This window comes from Streptomyces sp. DSM 42067 (genome assembly GCF_055792885.1).
In genome coordinates this window covers 6,381,461-6,401,276 of the sequence record NZ_CM147706.1, presented here as the reverse complement: position 1 = coordinate 6,401,276, position 19,816 = coordinate 6,381,461, and the positions used below count along the sequence as shown (strand labels likewise).

17 protein-coding genes and 1 pseudogene are annotated in these 19,816 nt (G+C 69.1%); 9 read left to right on the top strand and 9 right to left on the bottom strand.

Annotation, left to right across the window (positions count from 1 at the left end; genetic code table 11):
- The first annotated feature begins 34 nt into the window (after nucleotides 1-34).
- Nucleotides 35-1,402 carry an L-serine ammonia-lyase gene (locus ACSMXV_RS29075; protein WP_473174147.1) on the top strand — a complete coding sequence of 456 codons (1,368 nt, stop codon included), beginning with the start codon at nucleotides 35-37 and terminating at the stop codon, nucleotides 1,400-1,402.
- A 144-nt stretch (nucleotides 1,403-1,546) separates the two neighbouring features.
- On the opposite strand, the gene ACSMXV_RS29070 is transcribed toward ACSMXV_RS29075, so the two are convergent.
- Complete coding sequence (locus ACSMXV_RS29070) at nucleotides 1,547-1,765, bottom strand: EF-hand domain-containing protein (RefSeq protein WP_181655597.1); 219 nt, start codon at nucleotides 1,763-1,765, stop codon at nucleotides 1,547-1,549.
- A gap of 65 nt (nucleotides 1,766-1,830) precedes the next feature.
- Nucleotides 1,831-2,745, bottom strand: coding sequence for a helix-turn-helix domain-containing protein (locus ACSMXV_RS29065; RefSeq protein ID WP_473174146.1), 915 nt, complete (start codon nucleotides 2,743-2,745; stop codon nucleotides 1,831-1,833).
- Nucleotides 2,746-2,834: 89 nt separating this feature from the next.
- On the opposite strand from ACSMXV_RS29065, the gene ACSMXV_RS29060 reads away from it, so the two are divergent.
- Complete coding sequence (locus tag ACSMXV_RS29060) at nucleotides 2,835-3,476, top strand: GNAT family N-acetyltransferase (protein ID WP_473174145.1); 642 nt, start codon at nucleotides 2,835-2,837, stop codon at nucleotides 3,474-3,476.
- A 307-nt stretch (nucleotides 3,477-3,783) separates the two neighbouring features.
- On the opposite strand, the pseudogene ACSMXV_RS29055 reads toward ACSMXV_RS29060, so the two are convergent.
- Nucleotides 3,784-3,951: pseudogene (locus ACSMXV_RS29055) on the bottom strand (TOBE domain-containing protein); the annotation flags it as partial.
- A gap of 144 nt (nucleotides 3,952-4,095) precedes the next feature.
- Here ACSMXV_RS29055 and ACSMXV_RS29050 point away from each other — a divergent pair.
- Both ACSMXV_RS29050 and ACSMXV_RS29045 read left to right on the top strand, forming a co-directional pair.
- Nucleotides 4,096-6,795: a helix-turn-helix transcriptional regulator gene (locus tag ACSMXV_RS29050; RefSeq protein WP_473174144.1), complete on the top strand. Its 2,700-nt coding sequence runs from the start codon at nucleotides 4,096-4,098 to the stop codon at nucleotides 6,793-6,795.
- A 359-nt stretch (nucleotides 6,796-7,154) separates the two neighbouring features.
- Complete coding sequence (locus ACSMXV_RS29045) at nucleotides 7,155-7,847, top strand: alpha/beta fold hydrolase (protein ID WP_473179097.1); 693 nt, start codon at nucleotides 7,155-7,157, stop codon at nucleotides 7,845-7,847.
- Between the two features lie 165 nt (nucleotides 7,848-8,012).
- Here ACSMXV_RS29045 and ACSMXV_RS29040 read toward each other — a convergent pair whose 3' ends face one another.
- Nucleotides 8,013-8,924, bottom strand: coding sequence for a helix-turn-helix transcriptional regulator (locus tag ACSMXV_RS29040; protein WP_473174143.1), 912 nt, complete (start codon nucleotides 8,922-8,924; stop codon nucleotides 8,013-8,015).
- A 194-nt stretch (nucleotides 8,925-9,118) separates the two neighbouring features.
- On the opposite strand from ACSMXV_RS29040, the gene ACSMXV_RS29035 reads away from it, so the two are divergent.
- The 5 genes from ACSMXV_RS29035 (at nucleotide 9,119) to ACSMXV_RS29015 (ending at nucleotide 14,459) form a co-directional block, all read left to right on the top strand.
- A complete protein-coding gene (locus ACSMXV_RS29035; RefSeq protein ID WP_473174142.1) occupies nucleotides 9,119-10,099 on the top strand; it encodes an aldo/keto reductase in 981 nt (326 codons plus the stop codon).
- Between the two features lie 95 nt (nucleotides 10,100-10,194).
- The gene (locus ACSMXV_RS29030) at nucleotides 10,195-10,599 is read left to right on the top strand and encodes a nuclear transport factor 2 family protein (protein ID WP_473174141.1); all 405 of its coding nucleotides are present in this window, start codon (nucleotides 10,195-10,197) and stop codon (nucleotides 10,597-10,599) included.
- A 147-nt stretch (nucleotides 10,600-10,746) separates the two neighbouring features.
- Complete coding sequence (locus ACSMXV_RS29025; protein WP_473174140.1) at nucleotides 10,747-12,282, top strand: aldehyde dehydrogenase family protein; 1,536 nt, start codon at nucleotides 10,747-10,749, stop codon at nucleotides 12,280-12,282.
- Between the two features lie 435 nt (nucleotides 12,283-12,717).
- The gene (locus ACSMXV_RS29020) at nucleotides 12,718-13,392 is read left to right on the top strand and encodes a class I SAM-dependent methyltransferase (RefSeq protein ID WP_473174139.1); all 675 of its coding nucleotides are present in this window, start codon (nucleotides 12,718-12,720) and stop codon (nucleotides 13,390-13,392) included.
- Nucleotides 13,393-13,628: 236 nt separating this feature from the next.
- Nucleotides 13,629-14,459 carry an alpha/beta fold hydrolase gene (locus ACSMXV_RS29015; RefSeq protein ID WP_473174138.1) on the top strand — a complete coding sequence of 277 codons (831 nt, stop codon included), beginning with the start codon at nucleotides 13,629-13,631 and terminating at the stop codon, nucleotides 14,457-14,459.
- Between the two features lie 218 nt (nucleotides 14,460-14,677).
- On the opposite strand, the gene ACSMXV_RS29010 is transcribed toward ACSMXV_RS29015, so the two are convergent.
- From ACSMXV_RS29010 to ACSMXV_RS28990, 5 genes are all read right to left on the bottom strand, one after another.
- Nucleotides 14,678-15,517 carry an IS5 family transposase gene (locus tag ACSMXV_RS29010; RefSeq protein ID WP_473174137.1) on the bottom strand — a complete coding sequence of 280 codons (840 nt, stop codon included), beginning with the start codon at nucleotides 15,515-15,517 and terminating at the stop codon, nucleotides 14,678-14,680.
- 292 nt (nucleotides 15,518-15,809) lie between these two features.
- A complete protein-coding gene (locus tag ACSMXV_RS29005; protein WP_473174136.1) occupies nucleotides 15,810-17,036 on the bottom strand; it encodes a YncE family protein in 1,227 nt (408 codons plus the stop codon).
- Entirely contained in the window at nucleotides 17,036-17,833 is a 798-nt protein-coding gene (locus ACSMXV_RS29000) for a polysaccharide deacetylase family protein (protein WP_473174135.1), read from the bottom strand. Before ACSMXV_RS29000 ends, ACSMXV_RS29005 begins: the two co-directional genes overlap by 1 nt.
- 367 nt (nucleotides 17,834-18,200) lie before the next feature.
- Entirely contained in the window at nucleotides 18,201-18,803 is a 603-nt protein-coding gene (locus ACSMXV_RS28995) for an ATP-binding protein (protein ID WP_473179096.1), read from the bottom strand.
- Nucleotides 18,804-19,026: 223 nt separating this feature from the next.
- Complete coding sequence (locus ACSMXV_RS28990; protein ID WP_473174134.1) at nucleotides 19,027-19,794, bottom strand: enoyl-CoA hydratase/isomerase family protein; 768 nt, start codon at nucleotides 19,792-19,794, stop codon at nucleotides 19,027-19,029.
- Nucleotides 19,795-19,816 lie beyond the last annotated feature (22 nt).

Genomic DNA, 19,816 nt, shown 5'->3' with positions numbered 1-19,816 from the left:
ATGTTTCACAGCAGTACCCCCAAGGAGTTTCCCAGTGGCCATCTCGGTCTTCGACCTGTTCTCGATCGGTATCGGCCCGTCGAGCTCCCACACCGTCGGGCCGATGCGGGCCGCCCGGATGTTCGCCCGCAGGCTGCGAAACGAGGACCTGCTCCCGCAGACGGCCTCAATACGCGCCGAGCTGTACGGCTCCCTGGGCGCGACCGGCCACGGCCACGGCACCCCGAAGGCCGTCCTCCTCGGCCTGGAGGGCGAGTCCCCGCGCACCGTCGACGTGGAGACCGCCGACGAGCGCGTCGAGAAGATCAAGTCCGACGCGCGGATCAGTCTCCTCGGAACCCACGAGATCCCCTTCGACTTCGGCGAGCACCTGGTCCTGCACCGCCGCAAGGCGCTCCCGTACCACGCCAACGGCATGACCCTCTGGGCGTACGACGCCGCGGGCGGGGCGCTGCTGGAGAAGACGTACTACTCGGTGGGCGGCGGCTTCGTCGTCGACGAGGACGCGGTGGGCGCCGATCGCATCAAGCTCGACGACACGGTCCTGAAGTACCCGTTCCGCACGGGCGACGAGCTGCTGCGGCTGACCCGCGAGACGGGCCTGTCGATCTCGTCGCTGATGCTGGAGAACGAGAAGGCCTGGCGCACCGAGGAAGAGATCCGCGAGGGCCTGCTGGAGATCTGGCGGGTCATGCAGTCCTGCGTGGCGCGCGGCATGTCCCGCGAAGGCATCCTGCCCGGGGGCCTCAAGGTCCGCCGCCGCGCCGCCACCTCCGCGCGCCAGCTGCGCGCCGAGGGCGACCCGCTGGCCCACGCGATGGAGTGGATCACTCTGTACGCGATGGCCGTGAACGAGGAGAACGCCGCGGGCGGCCGGGTGGTCACCGCCCCGACGAACGGCGCCGCGGGCATCATCCCGGCGGTCCTGCACTACTACATGAACTTCGTGCCCGGCGCCGACGAGGACGGCATCGTCCGCTTCCTGCTCGCCGCCGGCGCGGTCGGCATGCTCTTCAAGGAGAACGCCTCCATCTCCGGCGCCGAGGTCGGCTGCCAGGGCGAGGTCGGCTCGGCCTGCTCGATGGCCGCCGGCGCACTCGCCGAGGTCCTGGGCGGCTCCCCCGAACAGGTCGAGAACGCCGCCGAGATCGGCATGGAGCACAACCTCGGCCTCACCTGCGACCCGGTCGGCGGCCTGGTCCAGATCCCCTGCATCGAACGCAACGGCATGGCGGCGGTGAAGGCCGTCACCGCCGCGAAGATGGCGATGCGCGGCGACGGCTCTCACAAGGTGTCCCTCGACAAGGTCATCAAGACCATGAAGGACACGGGCGCCGACATGTCCGTCAAGTACAAGGAGACGGCGCGGGGCGGCCTGGCCGTGAACATCATCGAGTGCTGAGCGCCTGCTTCAGCGACCCGCACGGCAAGAGAAGAGATCGGCATCGACATGCCGGCGGCCTTTCCCCGTACCGCGCGCACCGCGTGAACAGAGGACGGGCACACCCCTTGAGAGGGTGTGCCCGGCCCGCCCGTGTCTGCCGTCTCAGGCGCTCTTGTTCAGGTGTGCCCAGAACTCGTCGAACGACAGCAGCTTGTCGCTGTTGGTGTCCTGGGCGGCTATGACGGCCTCCGCCACGGGCTCGGTGACGTGAAAGTCCCCCAGCTGCGCCATGACGCTCTTGTACTCGGCCGCAGTGATGAAGCCGTCGCCGTCCACGTCGAACCGCTCGAACGCCTTGCGTGCTTCCTCGATGTCCGCCACCGGATCCGCCCCTTCTTGGTGCCTACTGACGTCGGTCAGATTAACGGCATGGCCAAGTGCGCCGGTCAACGGCCCAGTTCTGCGCGGAGTGCGGCGAGCACCCAGGCGAACTCCTCGGCGTGCGCGGGCAGGGGCTCGCGGCCGTTCACGATGGCCGTCAGTTCGCGGTAGCGGGCGACCTTTAGCTGCGCGTTCGACTCGAGGCGTTCCAGCACGGCGGCACGGTCGCCGTCGCCGAGCAGCTCCTGCAGCACCCCGGCCGCCTCCGGCGACTCGGGAGCGACGCCACGCGCGCGTGCGTCGCCCGCCAGCTCCACGAGCCTCTTGAAGAACCACAGGGAAGCGCCGCTCGGAACGTCGGGGCCGCGGTCCGCCGCGTTGAACTCGATCATCTGCCGCATCTGCCCCCGGAATTCGGGGTCCTGCACCAGCTCGGCGAGCTCTACCCAGGCGTCCACCTGCTCGGGCGTGGGGTCGTCCGGCATGTCGGCGACGGTGTTGCGCATGCGTTCGCGGATCGCGGGGTCGGCGGTGTCGAGACCGGCGAACGTCTCCTCGACGAAGTCGTCGATGATGCGCCCCCGTTCGGCGGCCGAGAGCCGCGCCAGCTTGTTCATGAGTGTCATCTCCTCTGCGGTGGACCTGCGTTGTGCGACGGTCGACAGCACTGCCCTGGTCACCCGCAGCGCGCGGATCTGCGCGTCGAGCGCCGCCACGTGGGTGGCCGCGACCTCCGCGACGGTCCGCTCGCCCGCCACCACCCTGCGTACGTCGTCCAGGCCGAGGTCCAGCTCGCGCAGGGTGCGGATCAGTTCGAGGCGGGCGAGGGATTCGGCGTCGTAGAGCCGGTAGCCGCCGTCCGAGCGGGTCACGGGCGGCAGGACTCCCTCGTCCGACCAGTAGCGGATGGTGCGCACCGACAGTCCGGTGCGACGGGAGAGCTGCCCGATGGTGAGCAGTCCGGTGCCGTCGTCGATCATGTGAAGGAGTCTGGGCCTTCCAGTGGGTGGAGACTCAAGCGGGCGCTCGGGCCGGGGACGAGGACGAGGTCACAGGGAGGGGTACGGGGATGAAGGACACTCTGCGCGACATTCTGGACGCCGCGGCGCACGGGGAGTTTCCGCCGCCCGACGGCACCACCACCGTCGTACCGCAGGAGAACCACCGCGACGCGGGAGTCATCGCCTTCACCGCGCACTCCGTCGTGTTCACGGACGAGGATCCGGAGTGGGTGCACGCCACGCTGCGCACACTCCACTGTGACGCGCTCGCCGCCACCATGAACCCGCGGTTCCTCGCGGCGTTCATGGACCGCACGGGGCGTACGACGGACACCATCGATCTGCTGACCGTCGCCCCGGCTCTGCCCGGCGAACCGGCAGTGGCGCTGCGGGAGATCGACGACCCGGAGCACCCGCGGGTGGCGCGTGCCCGAAGGCGCCGCGACGACGTGCGGGTGTGGGCGGCGGACGGCGGCGTGCTCGTGCTGGGCCGCGGTGTCGCGGGGCGCTGGGAGGCGGCGATCGAGGTGGACGAGGCGGTACGGCACCGGGGGCTCGGCCGGGAGCTCGCCACGGCGGCGCGGCATCTCGTGCCCGCGGACGCCGTGGTCTGGGCCCAGCAGGCAGCCGGGAACGCCCGCAGCGTGCGGGCCTTCCAGGCCGCGGGATACCGGCCCGTCGGGGCCGAGGCACTGCTTGTCGCCCTCTGAGGTGTCCGGCGGCGCGGACCATCGCTCACCCGCGCCTAGCCCATCGCCGACCTGGCCCTGCCGACGGGACTGTCCTAGATTTGGGTCTTCCAAGATCTTCGTAGGCGTTGATTGCCCGGTCCGGTCGGTCAGTTGAGCAGGATGAGCTGACGGAGGAGGGGGTGTTTCGCGCGGCCGTACATCATGCGTTTTCCGCTCGCCGGTCTCCGCGTTGATGATGATCGTGGCGTAGCGGTGGCCCCTGAGCAGGGCGAACTCGTCGATCCCGGCCACCCGCGGCACCGGCCTGTCGGTCCCCGCCCTGGGCCTCACCGCCCGCGACGGAGACCTTGACCGAGGCCATGGCTGCGCCGGAGATGACCTCCCGGACGGCTCCGGGCAGCCGGTTGCGGATGGACAGGTTCTCCACGTTGCCGGTGGCGAGGGAGACCTCGGTGGACTTGACCATGGCACGGAAGGCGGAGCCTTCCGCCAGAGCTGACCGGCGGTTCGAAGCAGCTACCTATCCCTGAGTGCGCTGTGGCTATGGGAGTCCCCACTCGAAGATTGGGGACTCCCATAGCCACAGCGCACTCCGTAGGATCGCGACGTGCCGGGGTGGATGTGGGGCAGAAGACTCGTGGGGCGGGATCGCGAGCTGGGCGTGCTGCAGGGCTTTGTAGACGCGGTGACGACGGGCGGCGGTTGCCTGCTCGTCGTCGGCGAGGCGGGCGTGGGCAAGACGTCGCTCCTCGACGCCGCGGTAGCCCATGCTGCTGAGCTCGGCACGCGCGTCGTGCGGGTGTCGGGCGTCGAGTTCGAGGCGGAGGTGAGTTTCGCCGGGCTCCATCAGCTGGTCGCGCCCCTTTCTACCGAACTGGCCCGGGTCTCGTCCGATGCCCGGCGGGCGATCGGCGTCGCGGTGGGCCTTGCGGAGGGGCCTACCCCGGATCAGCTGGCGCTGACGAACTCGCTGCTGGCCCTACTGGCCGAGGCCGCCGACAGGGAACCGGTGCTGGTGGTGGCCGACGACCTGCAGTGGCTTGACCGCGCGAGCGCCACCTTGTTCGGCATCCTGGCGCGACGGCTGGGCAGCTCGAGGGTCGGCTTGCTGGGCGTCGTGCGGACAGGCGAGGGCAGCGTGTTCGAGGAGTCCGGCCTCGCGGAGATCGCCATCGGGCCGCTCGACGACGACGACGCGGCGGTGCTCCTGACTGAGGCGTTCCCCAAAATGCCGCCGCGCGCCGCCCGACAGGTCATCACCGAAGCCCAGGGCAACCCGCTGGCGCTGGTCGAACTTCCGGCGCGGCTCGATTCGTCGGCCGAACCTCCGCTCGGCCAGACGTCGGTTGGCCGACGGTTGCGGCTGGCCTTCGCCCGGCGGATCGAGGGGCTCCCCGAAAAGACGCGTGGTCAGCTGCTCCTCGCAGCGCTCGATGGGACTGGCAACCTGTTCCCTGGGGTGTCGCTGCGCGAGCTCGAACCTGCCGAGCGCGCCCGGCTGATTCGCATTCACCCAGTCACTCGGGGAATCGAGTTCCGGCACCCGCTCACCCGTTCTGCGGTCGTCGAGCTGTCCACCGAATCAGAGCGGCGCCGGGCACACAAGCGGTTGGCAGGCCGGCATCCGGCAGGTTCAGAGCAGCGCGCATGGCATCTCGCGGAGGCGGCATCGGCGCCGAACGAGGAAATCGCGCAGCTGCTTGAGGTGGCCGCACTGCGGACGAAGGGGCGCGGCGATCCGGTCGGTGCGATCGGTCTGCTCCTGCGCGCCGCCGATCTGAGCCCGAAGGCTGACGACCATCACCGCCGCGCCATGTTCGCTGCCTATCTTGGTGTCGACGTCACCGGGGACCTCTCCGACGCACGGGTACTCCTCACCGAACACGTCGGGCAAGGCAACACGGCGGCTGCTGTCGCCACTGCGGCCTATCTAGTCAACAGCGGGGGCGATATCGATACCGCCCACCGTCTGCTGCTCGGTGCGGTTCGCAACGCACCTCACCCGGTTGGGGTGTGGGACGCGTCGCTCACGGAGATGGTCTACGTTCTGCTGTCGAACTGCTCCTTCGGGTGCCGCAGCGACCTGGCCGAGGACTACTGGGCGGCTCTCGACGGACTCGGCGTCAGGCCCCCGGAGATCCTGGACTTGCTCGGCAACACCTACCTCGCGCCGACGCGGCGGGCAGGGCTGTCGCTGCCCCTGCTGGACGAGGCGATTGCCGGTATCGGTGAGCAGGCCGATCACGCCCACGCAGTGCGGCTGGGCATTGCGGCGTTGTATGTGGACCGGATCGCCGGATGCCGTGATGCGCTGTGGCGGGTGGTGGAGCACGGCCGCAGCGGCGGCGCGGTTGCGGCGGCCATCAAGGCGTATTCACTGTTGGGGTTCGACGGTGCGCTGAGTGGCGACTGGGACGGCGTCCTCCGGCTGACCGAGGAGGGGCTCGCCATCACGACCGGACATCACTACCGGCTCCTCGGCGGCTTTCTGCAGTACGGCCAGGCGATGGTCGCTGCCGCGCGCGGCGACCGCGCGGCCGTCCAGCGTATAGCCGACGACCTGGTTTCCTGGGCGGCGCCGAACCGCAATGGCTTCGTGCTCCAGCTTGCCGCGCACGCGAGGGCCGTCGACGCGATGAGCCACGGAGAGTTCGAGGCGGCATACCGTCATGCCCTCGAGATCTGCTCTCCGGAGACTCTGCCTGCCCACAGACCTGCGGCGCTGTGGGTGCTGCTCGATCTGGTCGAGGCCGCGGTCCGGGCCGGGCGAACGACCGAGGCCGGCAAGCATGTCGCCGACATCCATCGCTCCGGCGTGGCCGGCTACTCGCCCCGGCTCGCCATGATCGCGGCCGGTGTGATGGGGATGACTGCCCCGGCTGCGTCGTTCCGCGCAGCGTTCGACGCTGCGCTCGCGACCCCGGGAGCAGACCGCTGGCCGTTTGCGCAGGCCCGGATCCAACTCGCCTACGGCGAACGCCTGCGCCGAGCACAGTGCGCCTCACTGGCCCAGAGTCATCTGACGGCTGCCATGGGCACCTTCGAACGCCTCGGTGCCGCCCCGTGGGCAGCGCGGGCGGGTGCCGAACTCCGAGCAAGCGGTGCGCCCGCCAGTCGCTTGGCCTCGCAGACAACCGCTCAACTGACGCCGCAGGAAAGCGAGATCGCGGCTCTTGCCGCCGCGGGACTGACGAACAAGCAAATCGGCGAGCGGCTCTGCCTCTCCTCCCGCACGGTGAGCACCCACCTCTATCACTTGTTCCCGAAGCTGGGCATCAGCTCGCGGGCAGCACTGCGGGATGCGCTCGCGGACCTGCGAGCGCCTGAGGAGACGTAGGGACCTCGAGAGCTCGCGCTCTCGGGGACGAAGCTGTGCGGGGAAGGTGACGCACAGGCGTTGGACGATGCTGTTGGCGCGGAGTATGCCCCAGCCCTCTTTCGGAGCGCAGGGATGGCTCAGGGGGACGGTGTGGATGCGTTCGCCACGCTGGGCCGGTCTGCCAAGCATCTCGGAGTGCTGCGGCAGCGGTCGGCCGAAAACGGATGCGTCCAGCGTCGCGACGGGTTCATGTCGGGGTGACGTAAGTCTGTTTGGCCATCGGGAGTCAGTCATTTGACGGCGGCGGCCAGGACGCCGCCATTCCTACAGTTCAGGCCAAGAGCCGCACACGCGGCCCGGCGAACCCGGGAGGAATGATGAGCGACAACGCGCAGCGCGCGAACGTCGTACTTGTCCACGGAGGCTTCGTGGACGGCTCCGGCTGGCAGGGGGTCTATGAAGCTCTCAGGGCCGACGGCTACAACGTGGCCGTCGTGCAGAACCCGACGCTGTCGCTGGACGGCGATGTGGCCGCCACCAGGCAGGTCATCGACGCGCAGCCCGGCCGGGTCATCCTGGTCGGCCACTCCTACGGCGGTGTGGTGGTCACCGAGGCCGGCAACCACGGCAAGGTCGCCGGGCTGGTGTACGTCGCCGCGTTCGCCCCCGACAAGGGCGAGTCCGTGAACACCCTGATCGCCGACCCGCCGCCGGGTGCTGCGGTCCCGCCGATCCTGCCGCCGGTCGACGGATATCTGCTCTTGGACCGCGACAAGTTTGCCGACGCCTTCGCCGGCGACCTTCCGCGCGCCCAGGCCGAGTTCCTCGCCGACTCGCAGGTTCCCTGGGGCCTGGACGCGGCCGGCGGCGCCGTGGCGACGCCGGCGTGGCGCACCAAGCCGTCCTGGTACCTGGTGGCCACCGACGACCGCATGATCCCGCCACCCGCCCAGCGCGCGATGGCCGAGCGCATCGGCGCGCACACCATCGAGGTTGCCGGCAGTCACGCCGTCTACGTCTCACAGCCCATCGCTGTCGCCGATCTGATCAAGCAGGCCGCCAGTGGCTGAACGACGCCCGGACACCGCACCTGCCCGGCGCCCGCGGACCAGCCCCGACCAGAGCCCGGTCGGCAAGCGCCGATCGTCCCCCAGCTCCGCCACGGGTCCCAGCCCCCACTGTGGGCGCCTTCATGATCAGCCCGAGGCGGTGCAGGCAGGGACACGGGTCAGAGATCAGGATTCCTCAGGGTTCTGGCCGTGTGTGCCCGCTGTCGAGTTGCCGATCCGTTGATCATCGGCGTTCCAGCTGGCCAGGAGGCGGATCGCGTCGGCTTCGGGGCTGCCGGGTTGTGGGGTGTAGACGTTGATGATCTGGTTGGAGACGGCGTCGACGCGCAGCGCCTCGTAAGGCAGTGTGATCTCGCCAATGATCGGGTGGCGGAAGGTCTTGGCGCCGGCTCGGGCCGCTCGTACGTCGTTGTCTGCCCAGCGGGTACGGAACTCCGTACTGCGGGTCGCGAGCTCGCCGATCAGTTCGGTCAGGTCGGGGTCGTGGGGGTGGAGGCCGGCCTCGACCCGCAGGATCGCCACAGTGCCGGCCGTGATCCGATCCCACTCGGGAAACAGATCCCGCGCCCGGGGCTCGTCGAGAAACAGGAACCGAGCACTGTTCGTCCGCCCCGGCATAGCGAACACAGGCGCCAAGAGGGCGCGCCCCAAGGTGTTAGCGGCGAGGATGTCGAACCGGGCGTTGAAGACCACTGCGGGCAGATGGTCCAGGGAGTCCAGCAGCACCCGGACTCCAGGGGTGATCAGATCCTTCGGTGCGCTGCGACGCCGCTTGCGGGTCGCGGGGGACAGTGCGGCGAGCAGCCGGTCGAGGTGGGCGCGCTCATCGTCGTCCAGACGCAGCACTGCGGCAACGGCGTCGACGACTCCGGGAGAGGGCCCGGTTGCCTGGCCGCGTTCGAGCCGCACGTAGTACTCCGGGCTGACCCCGGCGAGCAACGCCACCTCCTCCCTGCGCAGGCCCTTCACCCGGCGGCGGGTGCCCTGCGGAAGGCCGACGTCGGCGGGCGTGACGCGGGCGCGGCGGGCGGTAAGGAACTCGCGAACCGCCGCCCGGGCGGCCTCCTTCTCATCCATGAGATCAAGGGTAGGCCCGGCCCGCGACCTGGAAGGGGTCCTGCGAGTACCCCTCTTGGCAGTGGCTGTCGGGACGCGGTGGACCGATGTTGGCTGGAACACGAACGAGATCGAAATCGGCACCCGGATGCCATCGCCGCAGCCCTCTGTTTCCCCTGCACATTCCTTCGACATTTTCGAGAAATGAGACTCTGATGCAGCACGCCATGTTGGGGAACCTGCGGGTTTCCCGGATCGGACTGGGCGCGATGTCCATGGCCGGCACCCTCCTGTCCGGCGGCGGCCTGGACGACGCCGAATCCGTGCGCGCCGTCCATCGCGCGCTCGACCTCGGCGTCACCCATATCGACACCGCCGAGAGCTACGGCCCCTACCACAGCGAGGAGATCGTCGGCCAGGCGCTGGAGGGCCGGCGCGACCAGGTGGTCCTCGCCACCAAGTTCGGCATCTTGTCCCATGTCGGTGACGGAACCGACATGTTCGACAGCAGTCCGGCCAATATCCGCGCCGCCGTCGAGGGTTCCTTGAAGCGCCTGCGCACCGACCGGATCGACCTGTACTACCAGCACCGGGTCGACCGCAACACCCCGATCGAGGAGACCATCGGCACCGTGGCGGAGCTGGTCGCCGAAGGCAAAGTCTTGAGCATCGGCTTGTCCGAGGCATCTGCGGACACGATCCGCCGCGCCCACGCCGTGCACCCGATCTCCGCGTTGCAGACCGAGTACTCCCTGTGGACCCGCGACGTGGAGGCCGACCTGCTGCCCCTGCTGCGGGAGCTGGGCATCGGCCTCGTCCCCTACGCGCCGCTCGGGCACGGATTCCTGACCGGCCAGATCCGCACGCCGGAGGAGATCCCCGAGGGCGACTGGCGCAAGACCAATCCGCGATTCATCGGCGATGCCTTCTACCAGAACCTGCAGCTCGTGGAGGAGGTACGGGCCATCGCGGCCGAGGTCGACGCCACCCCGGCGCAGATCGCACTGGCCTGGCTGGTGGCCCAGGGCGGGGACATCGCCCCGATCCCCGGCAGCCGGCGCGCCGCACGCGTGGAGGAGAACTCCGCCGCCGACGGCGTCGTGCTGACCGCCGGTCAGCTGCAGCGGCTCGACACCCTCACGCCGGCCACCGGCGCCCGGCACGACGACTTCAACGAATCCACGATCGACCGCTGAACCCCCGCCCCGACACGGGTGCCGCAGCCAACCCGAAACCCGACCCGAACGCGGTTCTCGACGCACGAGAGCCTTCGTCTCAAAGGAGAAGCACCATGTCCGCAGCCACCTCACTGACCGAGCAGAACCGCGCGGTCGTCGAAGGCATGTTCGCCGCGGCGAACAAGGGCGACTTCGAGGGAGTCCTCTCCCACCTGTCTGACGACATCGCAGTCATCGAACCGCTGTTCCTGCCCTTCGGGAAGACCTACCGCGGCAGGGAGGGGTTCCTCGCCCTCGCCCAGGTCCTGCCGAACTATCTTGACATCTCTTCGATCACGCTCCACTACACCATCGCCGACGGCGACCGCGTCGCGGCATGTGTCGGCATCACGGACGTCAGGACCGGAGAGCTGACCCGGTTCATCGAGCAGTTCACCGTCAAGGACGGCAAGATCGTCGAGAACCGGCTGTTCTACCACGACGCCGCCTCCATGGTCGACAGGCCCAAGGTCGTCTAGCCCGCACGCGAACTCGCCGGCCGCCGCCCGTGCAGCCGCCCCCCTTCCCCTCCATCAGACGGGGAAGGGGGCCGGCCCGCCCCCTGACGGGTCCAGGTGCCCACCTCCTCCGGCGGCGCAGACGCGGGCGCCGGCTCCCTTCATCTGATGCACGTTCTTTCGACGTTCCTGACGAGAAACGAGTTATGTGATGCAGCACGCCATGCCAGGGAGCCTGCGGGTTTCCCGGACCACCCCGCTTCGCAACGAGGAGATCGGCTCATGAGCGGCCAGCTAGCGCTCCAGCACTGGATTGGCGGCGCCGAGACCGCCGGCGACGGGATTGAGCGCATCGATGTCGTGAACCCGGCCACCAACGCAGTGATCGCCGACGCGCCGGCGGGTACCGCGGCCGATGTCGACCGTGCCGTCGCGGCTGCGCAGCGCGCGCTCCCGCAGTGGTCGGCGGTGCCGGCCACTGAGCGGGCCGCCGCGATCGCCAGGATCGCCGACGGCATCAAGGGCGCCATCGACGGCTTCGCCTCGACCGTCACCTCCGAGATGGGTTCGCCGATCTCGTACGCCAAGGTCATGCAGGCCGAGCTGCCCTCCCAGGTGGTGAGCAGCTTCGCGTCGGTGGCCGACGGCTTCGTCTGGGAGGAGGAACTGGGAAATGCGCTGGTCGTGCGCGAGCCGATCGGTGTGGTCGGAGCGATCACGCCGTGGAACGCCCCTCTGTACCAGACCGTCGCGAAGGTCGCGCCGGCGCTGCTCGCCGGCTGCACGGTGGTACTCAAGCCCAGCGTGGCCACCCCGCTCACCGCCGCCCTGTTCGCCGAGGTGACCGCGTCGGCGGGGATCCCGGCGGGTGTTTTCAACGTCGTGTACGGCGCCGGGTCGGTAGTCGGCGAAGCGATCGCCGGCCACCAGGGCATCGACATGGTGTCGTTCACCGGATCCACCGGCGCCGGCAAGCAGGTATCGATCGCTGCGACCAACACCGTCAAGCGCGTGGCGCTGGAGCTGGGCGGCAAGTCGGCCAATGTCATCCTCGACGACGCCGACCTGCACCGCGCCGTCGACATCGGCCTCGAGTACGCGTGGCTGAACGGCGGCCAGACCTGCGCGGCGTGGACCAGGATGCTGGTGCCCGCGCACCGGCACGACGAGATCGTCGAGCTCGCGGTGGCCGCCGCCGCATCCTACGGCGTGGGCGACCCGACCGACCCGGCCACCCGGATCGGGCCGATGTCCTCCACCGCCCAGCAGAGCCGGGTCTCCGGCTACATCGAGCGGGGCATCGCAGACGGCGCCACCGTCGCGTTCGGCGGCTCCGGCCCGGTCGAGGGCATCGAACGCGGCGTCTACGTCCGCCCGACGATCTTCGCGAACGTCGCGCCGGACGCCGTCATCGCCCAGGAGGAGATCTTCGGCCCGGTACTCTCGGTGATCCCCTACGCCGACGAGGACGAGGCCGTCGCCATCGCCAACAACTCCATCTACGGCCTGGGCGGGGCCGTGTTCGGCGAGCCGGACCACGCGCTGGCCGTGGCCAGGCGCATGCGCACCGGCCAGGTCATCGTCAACGGCGGCGAATTCAACCTCACCGCGCCGTTCGGCGGGTACAAGCAGAGCGGCAACGGCCGCGAGCTGGGCCGGATCGGGATCGAGGAGTTCCTCGAGCTCAAGGCCATCCATCGCTAGGAGGGCCAGGTGGCGCGGCTCGCGTGTGGGCCGCGCCACCAGTCACCGGTCACCGGCCAATCCGAGCCCCCGGCCACACCCAGCTGAGCGGACCGCTCGTCGCATCGCATATCCCACTCCGTAATCGAGGCCAGCGGCATCACACACCTCGCGAACGGAGAGCTGACCCACGTCATCCAGGCATTCAGCCCAGGGCCGCGTACAGGCACTCCCATTGGCCCGTCGCCTACAGCGTCTGCTCACCCCGTACACGAACAGCCAGACGTGCTGGAATCTCCGGGCTGTGCGGACAGGGCGAGCACGCACGCCGGAACCCTCACCACGGCGGAGCCGACGGCCGCGCGCTGCCTAGGGGTGCGATGCCCGTTGTGCTGGCAATGACCTGGGACCCGACCCATCGCGTCCGCCCATTTCAGCGGCGAGAAAGACAGTGTCGTGGACAACACTCTCATGCCGTTCATCCGTGAATTCGCCAAGGCGCCAACCGTGGTCGCATCGGTGATTCCCAGCAGCAAAGCTCTCGCCCGACAGATGGCATCGCCGATACCGTCAATGGGGCAACCGGTCGTCGTGGAGCTTGGCTCCGGAACCGGCGCATTCAGCCGGACCATACAAGAGCGACTCGACGGTCGAGGGCGCCATATCGCCCTCGACGTCAATGAACGTTTCACCGCCCTGCTGACCCAACGCTACGCCGGCCTCGAAGCGGTCACAGCCGACGCCCGTGACGTCGCCACCATCCTTGCCGACCGCGGCCTCGGTCCGGCCGATGCCATCGTCAGCGGCCTGCCATGGGCGGCATTTCGGCCCGAACGACAGCGTGAACTGCTCGACGCCATCGTGGACGCCTTGTCGCCAGAGGGCGCCTTCACGACCTTCGCCTATGTCCATGCCCGCCGGTTCATCCTGGCTCGCCGACTGCGCAGATCATTGACGGATAGGTTCGAGGAAGTCGTCCTCGGACGGACTGTCTGGGCGAATCTGCCTCCGGCCCTGGTGTATCACTGCCGTCGCCCCCGGCCGCACCAGCAACATCACCGCACCACCGACATACCGGGCCACACTGCGTCACCGATCGAACCGGTGCCGGCGATGCCAGCGACCGCATGATCTCGCCGCCCGCCCAACGCGCCATGTCCGAACGGGCCGATGCCACCGTGTCCGAGACCCCGGCATCCACGCCGCGTACCTGTCCCGCCCGGCCGTCGTCATCGCCCAGGCCGCCCAAGACAACAAGGCCAGCCCTAGCCGCAATCCGGCCCCGCGGCCCGCTTCCCTCAACTTGCCCGGCGCGCTCCGCCGGGCGAGCCCCCGTCCTGTCCGATCTATCTTGAAGGAGCCTTCTCATGAGCCCGCAACCAACGCGCCGAACCGTGCTCGCCACCGCGGCTGCCGCCGCCGGCACGGCAGCACTGGGGCCGCTCACCTCACCCGCCTCCGCCACCAACCACACCGCGTCCGGCACCAGACCGACCGTGGTGCTGGTGCACGGCGGATTCGCCGACGCGACCGCCAGCTGGAGCGACGTCACCGCCCAACTGCAAGGGCGCGGCTACCGGGTGATCGCCCCCGCCAACCCGCTGCGCAGCCTCCCCACCGACGCCGCGTACCTGTCCAGCTTCCTGGACGGCGTCGACGGCCCGGTCGTCCTGGCCGGCCACTCCTATGGCGGCGCGGTCATCACCAACGCCGCCGCGGGCCATGCGAACGTCAAGGCCCTCGTCTACGTCGCCGCGTTCGTCCCTGACACCGACGAAGTGCTGGGCGAGCTCATCGGCCGCTACCCCGGCAGCGAGATCCAGGCCGCCCTCACCCCCGTCCCCTACCCGAACCCGGACGGCACCACCGGCACCGACCTCTACCTCCAGCCCGACAAGCTCCGCCAGGTCTTCGCCGCCGACCTGCCCACCTCCACCACCCGCATCATGGCCGCCACCCAGCGCCCGTTCAGCGCTGCCTGCTTCAGCGACGCCACCCAGGCCGCCGCCTGGCACACCATACCCTCCTGGGGCCTGATAGCCACTCAGGACAAGGCGATCCCTCCAGCGCTGCAGCGCTTCTTCTACCGGCGCGCCGGCACCCGCACCGTGGAGGTCGCCGCCTCCCACTGCGCGATGGTCAGCCACCCGGACGCGGTCACCCGCCTCATCACCAACGCAGCCAACGCCACCGACTGAACAACTCCATCCATGAACACGCCCCCTGGGACGCCGTTCTGGCGCAGCCCCAGGGGGCGGGCCGGGCGAACCAAACTCACTGGGCGACGATGGGGCTTGAGTATCCATGCGCGCCCGGGCAGGTTTGCGATCTTCAGGCCCTACGTTCGCCGGCGAGCGACAGTAGGTGCCGTCCGCCCTGAGAGGGCGTTTGATCTTGACGGGTTGCGGCTTATGCCCTAGTAAGTCCCTCGCCAGGTTGGCGTGGACTCGTCCGTTATGCGCTTGGCGAGATTGTCGATCGATGCGACCTGGATCATGGCTTCGGAGCTGGCGGCGAGAGTTTCGTAGTCGCGGGCGAGCCGACGGTGCATCATGATCCAACCGATGCTGCGTTCAACCACCCAGCGCCTTTTGAGGACGTGAAAGCCGCGGGTTCCGGGGTTTTTGTCGACGACTTCGACGTCGATTCCGAGCTCCGCTCCGTGCTCGACGACGGCCTTTTTGAAGCCGGTGTCGACCCAGCTCTTGGAAATGATCGGGTAGGTCGCCTTGGCCTGGTCGAGGAGGCGTATCCCCAGGGCGTTCTCGGAGAGACTCGCGGCGGCGACGGTCACAGCGAGGATCAGGCCGATGGTGTCAGTGAGGATGCCTCGCTTCCGGCCCACGATCTTCTTCGCGGCGTCCGTTCCCTGGCTGGTCACGGGCACGTTGGTGGAGGTCTTGACGCTCTGGGTGTCGATGACGGAGGCGGTCGGTTCGGGCTTGCGTCCCTCCTTCACCCGGGCCAGAGCGGTGAGGTCGTAATTGAGCTGAGCGAAGATTCCCTCGTCACGCCAGGCGGCGTAGTAGAAGTAGACGGTGCCGTGGCTCGGGAAGTCGTGCGGAAGGTATTTCCACGGTATTCCGGTCCGGTTCACGTAGAGAATCGCGTTGAACACGTCACGGAGGTCGACCTTGGCCGGCTTTCCGGTGGGCCTGCGGTCGAGCCGGGCTTTCCGCCATGCCGTCAGGGTCGGCTCGATCAGGGCCCACCGGGCGTCGGACAGGTCACTGGGGTACGGCTTCCGCTGGCTCACGCCGTAGCGTTGCCACGGACGGGCCGGAAGATGCTGTTCCGCCGGTCATCAGGAGGTTCTGCCGCATCCTCAAATCAGACGGACTCCCAGCAGCAGAAGCGAGTGAAACGGAGGGCGGGCTCGAGGCGGCAACGGTCCACGAAGTTCGCATAGAACCTGAAGTGAAGCAAACCGGGGCAGCATTGAAAGCCGCCTTTCGGAATGAACCTACGTAAACGCCCTCTGAGATCGGGCGTTGCCCACCGCGCCCATCGGGATCGTCGTGCCCTCTGAGGTCGGCGTGGGCACACGGTCAGCGGAAAACGCCCGTGTGCCCCAGTGAGTACCGGCCCGGCTGCGGGTAGACGGCCAGGCCGTGCGGGCCGCCGCCGACGCGGATGCGGGCGATCTGCTGGCCGGTGCGTGTGTCGATGGCGTACACCTCGGAGTCGTATCGCCCGGACAGCCACAGCACATCGCCGTCCGCCGAGACGCCGCCCATGTCGGGGCTGCCGCCGTCGGGCAGCGTCCACTTCTTGGTGAGCTGGTTCCGGGTGAAGTCGAAGACGGAGATGGTGCCTTCGCCGCGGTTGGAGATGTACATCTCCTTCGAGTCGCGGCTGACGTACAGGCCGTGGGTGCCCTTGCCGGTGGGCATCAGCTTCGGCTCGGTGAACGTGTCGCCGTCGAGCACCCACATGCCGTCGGCCATCATGTCGGCGATGTAGAAGGTCTTGCCGTCCGGGGAGATCTTCACGTCCTGCGGCATGGCCCCCGAGAAGGGCAGCTTCTGCTGGCCGATGACCTTCATCTGCGCGGTGTCGACCTTGAGCAGCTCGCCGGAGAACTCGCAGGAGACGACGAAGTACCGGCCGTCGAGCGAGAAGTCGGCGTGGTTGACGCCGTAGCAGCTGACCGGCACGGTCTTGACGGGCTTCATCGTGTGCGGGTCGCGGAAGACGAGCTCGCGGTCCAGCGAGGCCATGACCACGGCGTACTTCCCGTCGGGCGTGAAGTAGAGGTTGTACGGGTCGTGCACCTCGACGGGGTCGCCCGCCTTGCCGGTCTTCGGGTCGATGGGCGTGAGCGTGTGGCCGCGGTTGTTGTTGACCCACAGCGTCTTCAGGTCCCAGGAGGGCACGACGTGCTGGGGCTGGATGCCGACCGGGATCGTCTCGATCACCTGGTACGTCGCGGGGTCGATGACCGACACCGTGTTGGACTCGGTGTTGGGGACGTAGACGCGGGACGGGAAGTCCTTGACGACCGGCGAGAGCTTCCCGGGACGGTCGGCCGCATACACGTCCTTGGGGTCGAGTACGGGCGGCATGCCCGCCAGCCCCTGGATCGCCTTCGGTCTGGCGGGCACCTGGACGGGCGACTTGACGGTCGGACTGGCGGATGGAGTGGCTGCACCCTGTGTGCCGAGGTCCTGGTCCGCTTGGTCGAACGGCGGGGCGCCGCAGCCCGCGAGTGCGGCCAGCAGGGCGCCGGCGAGCAGTACACCGGCGCGCTTGGTGAGGGTCAGGTGCAGGGGCATCAGGTCAACAGCTCCGTGGTGGTCACCGCGCGCAGTCCGCGGCGGTCGAGAAGGTCGAGGAGGGCGGGCAGCGCGGCAACCGTGTCCGCGTACCCGAAGTGCAGGCTCACCACCGATCCGGGCCGCACCTGTCCGCCGACGGTGCGGACGACGGCCTCGGGCCCGGGCGAGGTGAAGTCGAGCGAGTCGACGTCGTACGACAGGACGTGCGGGTAGCCCGCGTTGCGGGCGAGGCGTTCGACGAGCGGGGAGGCCTCCTTTGCCTGGGACGGCCGGAAGAAGCTGCCGATGGAGCCGGTGAGCCGGTGCAGCCGGTCCGCGCAGCCGTTGATCTCCGCGGCCGCCTCGGACTCGGACATGGCGTTGATGGCGCGGTGGTTGAGGGTGTGGTTGCCGAGCTCGTGGCCGCCGTCGAGGACCCGGCGGGCGAGTTCCGGATGCTCGTCGAGCCAGGTGCCGACGGCGAGGACGGTCACCCGTGCGTCCGCGCGCTCGGCCGTCTCGAGCAGCGCCACGGCGGTGGCGGGGTCGCCTTGGCCGTGGAAGGTGAGCGCGACCTCCGGGCGCCCGCGGGGACTGTGACTGATCTGGGCGGGCAGGCCGGGGAAGCGGCGAGGGCCGGGGACGTCGGCGGACGGCTCGGCAGGGGTCGGGCGCGCTGAGGGCTCGCCCGGACGGGGTCCTGCGGAGCGTGCCGGGCCGCTCGCGGAACACCCGGCGGTCAGCGTGCCCGCGACGGCGAGCCCGGCGCCCGTGCGCAGGGCGGAGCGGCGGTCGGCAGTGGTCACTCGCCCCATTTAAGGGGACTTGCCAGGCTGAATAACGATTGACCCGGTTCCAGGTGTCTGCGGGTCGCGGGTCACACCGTTCGATGACCGAAAAGATCTTGCAGTATGGCCGATTCCGGTCGCGTTCAGCCGCTATTTACCAGGCGGGTGGTCGAGATCACCAAGGATTCATTCAGCATTTCTCCCACATTGAGCACATATGCCCGAGTAGGGATCTTGGATCGATGGCTGTTGTCTGACATAGTCGGGGACACGACCTCTCCATTGACCCGGGCCAAGGTCGTCAACCGCTGCCGTGGAGCACACCCCACCGCATCCACGGCATTCCACAGAAGCCCCCAGCCGCCGCACAACGACGAACGGGGGCTTCTGTGCGTCAGACGCGCATTTCGAACCACGTCGTCTTGCCGCGCGGCAGCAGATCCACACCCCAGCGGTCGGAGAGCTTGTCGACGAGGAAGAGCCCGCGGCCGCTGATGTCGAGCTCATGAACGGGCATCAGACAGGGCAGCCCGCGCGAAGGGTCGCGGAGCTCGATCCGGATCCAGCCACGGCGGCGCTGCATGCGCAGCCCGAAGATGCGGGCACCCGTGTGGCGCACGGCGTTGCCGACGAGTTCCGAGACAAGGAGCACAACGTCCTCGGTGAGCCTCGGGGTGAGCCCCCAGTGGCGGAGGACCACGACCTGGGCGAGCCGGCGCGCGGTGGCCGCGGACTCGGGGCGCGACGGCAGCGAAACCTCCGCCTCTGCCGGATTGCCGTACAAGTCCAGCGCCTTGAGCGCCTGTTCGTCCTCCACCGCCGGAGACCAGCGCGCCGCGGTCGCACCGGCCAGCCGTCGCGGCTGCTCGAAACCCTCCAGCCCCGCTGCCATGCCCCCATCATGGCCGCCCGGAGCGCTCCGCGGAGGGGTTCCGCAGGAATACGTGTACTGGAACCCTTTACTCCGGGCGGCCGGATGGGCATATGCCCATGGCAGTGAAGGTGTCCCAGAACCCCGCCTGGCCTGCGGTGACTTCACGCCGAGCAGTGATCGCGCGACGGCCCTGGGAAGGACTCCTCAAGAGTTGTTCAAAGCTCGCAGAATCCGCTCCATCGAGCGACGGGCCGAGGCCGGCGCCCTGACGCCGGCCCGTCCGACCCCGTGAATGCCGACTCAACTCCCGGTGCTCACATACAAGTTCGCCAGAGCGAAATCACAGTCACAGGAACTTTGCCTTGCCCGGCCCCTCCTCCACGAAGCTGCGCATGCCGCGCTCGCGGTCCTCCGTGGCGAACAGGCCCGAGAACCAGTTGCGTTCGATCGCGAGGCCGGTGTCGATGTCCGTCTCCAGGCCTGCGTCGATGGACTCCTTGGCGGCGCGGAGCGCGATGGCCGGTCCCTGGACGAGCCGGGACGCCCAGGCGTGCGCCTGCTCGTAGACCTCGGCGGCCGGTACGACACGGTCGACCAGGCCGAGCGAGAGGGCCTCCTCCGCCGTCACCATACGGCCGGTGAAGATGAGGTCCTTGGCCTTGGAGGGGCCGATCAGCCGGGACAGCCGCTGGGTGCCGCCCGCGCCCGGGATCAGGCCGAGGAGGATCTCCGGCTGGCCGAGCTTGGCGTTGTCCGCGGCGATCCGGTAGTCCGCGCACAGCGCCAGCTCGCAGCCGCCGCCCAGCGCATAGCCGGTGACGGCGGCGACAACGGGCTTGGGGATGCGGGCCACGGCGGTGAAGGACTCCTGCAGGGCCCGGGAGCGTACGACCATCGCCGTATGGTCCATGGCCTGCATCTCCTTGATGTCCGCGCCCGCCGCGAACACTTTTTCGCCGCCGTAGAGAATCACGGCGCGTACGTCCTCGCGGCGTGTGGCCTCCTCGGCCAGCTCGCGGAGCCGGTCCTGGACGGCGATGTCCAGCGCGTTCATCGGGGGGCGGTCGAGGCGGATGGTGCCGACGCCTTCGGCGACTTCGAGATGCACAGTCATGCAGAGCAGGTTAACGGCGACT

Coding starts and splice junctions, on each gene's coding strand:
- ACSMXV_RS29035 (WP_473174142.1), top strand. CDS start 9,119: ATGCAGCACGCCATGTTGGGGAACCTGCGGGTTTCCCGGATCGGACTG.
- ACSMXV_RS28990 (WP_473174134.1), bottom strand. CDS start 19,794: ATGACTGTGCATCTCGAAGTCGCCGAAGGCGTCGGCACCATCCGCCTC.
- ACSMXV_RS29065 (WP_473174146.1), bottom strand. CDS start 2,745: ATGATCGACGACGGCACCGGACTGCTCACCATCGGGCAGCTCTCCCGT.
- ACSMXV_RS29015 (WP_473174138.1), top strand. CDS start 13,629: ATGAGCCCGCAACCAACGCGCCGAACCGTGCTCGCCACCGCGGCTGCC.
- ACSMXV_RS29060 (WP_473174145.1), top strand. CDS start 2,835: ATGAAGGACACTCTGCGCGACATTCTGGACGCCGCGGCGCACGGGGAG.
- ACSMXV_RS29045 (WP_473179097.1), top strand. CDS start 7,155: ATGAGCGACAACGCGCAGCGCGCGAACGTCGTACTTGTCCACGGAGGC.
- ACSMXV_RS29025 (WP_473174140.1), top strand. CDS start 10,747: ATGCACGTTCTTTCGACGTTCCTGACGAGAAACGAGTTATGTGATGCA.
- ACSMXV_RS29040 (WP_473174143.1), bottom strand. CDS start 8,924: ATGGATGAGAAGGAGGCCGCCCGGGCGGCGGTTCGCGAGTTCCTTACC.
- ACSMXV_RS29030 (WP_473174141.1), top strand. CDS start 10,195: ATGTCCGCAGCCACCTCACTGACCGAGCAGAACCGCGCGGTCGTCGAA.
- ACSMXV_RS29000 (WP_473174135.1), bottom strand. CDS start 17,833: ATGGGGCGAGTGACCACTGCCGACCGCCGCTCCGCCCTGCGCACGGGC.
- ACSMXV_RS29005 (WP_473174136.1), bottom strand. CDS start 17,036: ATGCCCCTGCACCTGACCCTCACCAAGCGCGCCGGTGTACTGCTCGCC.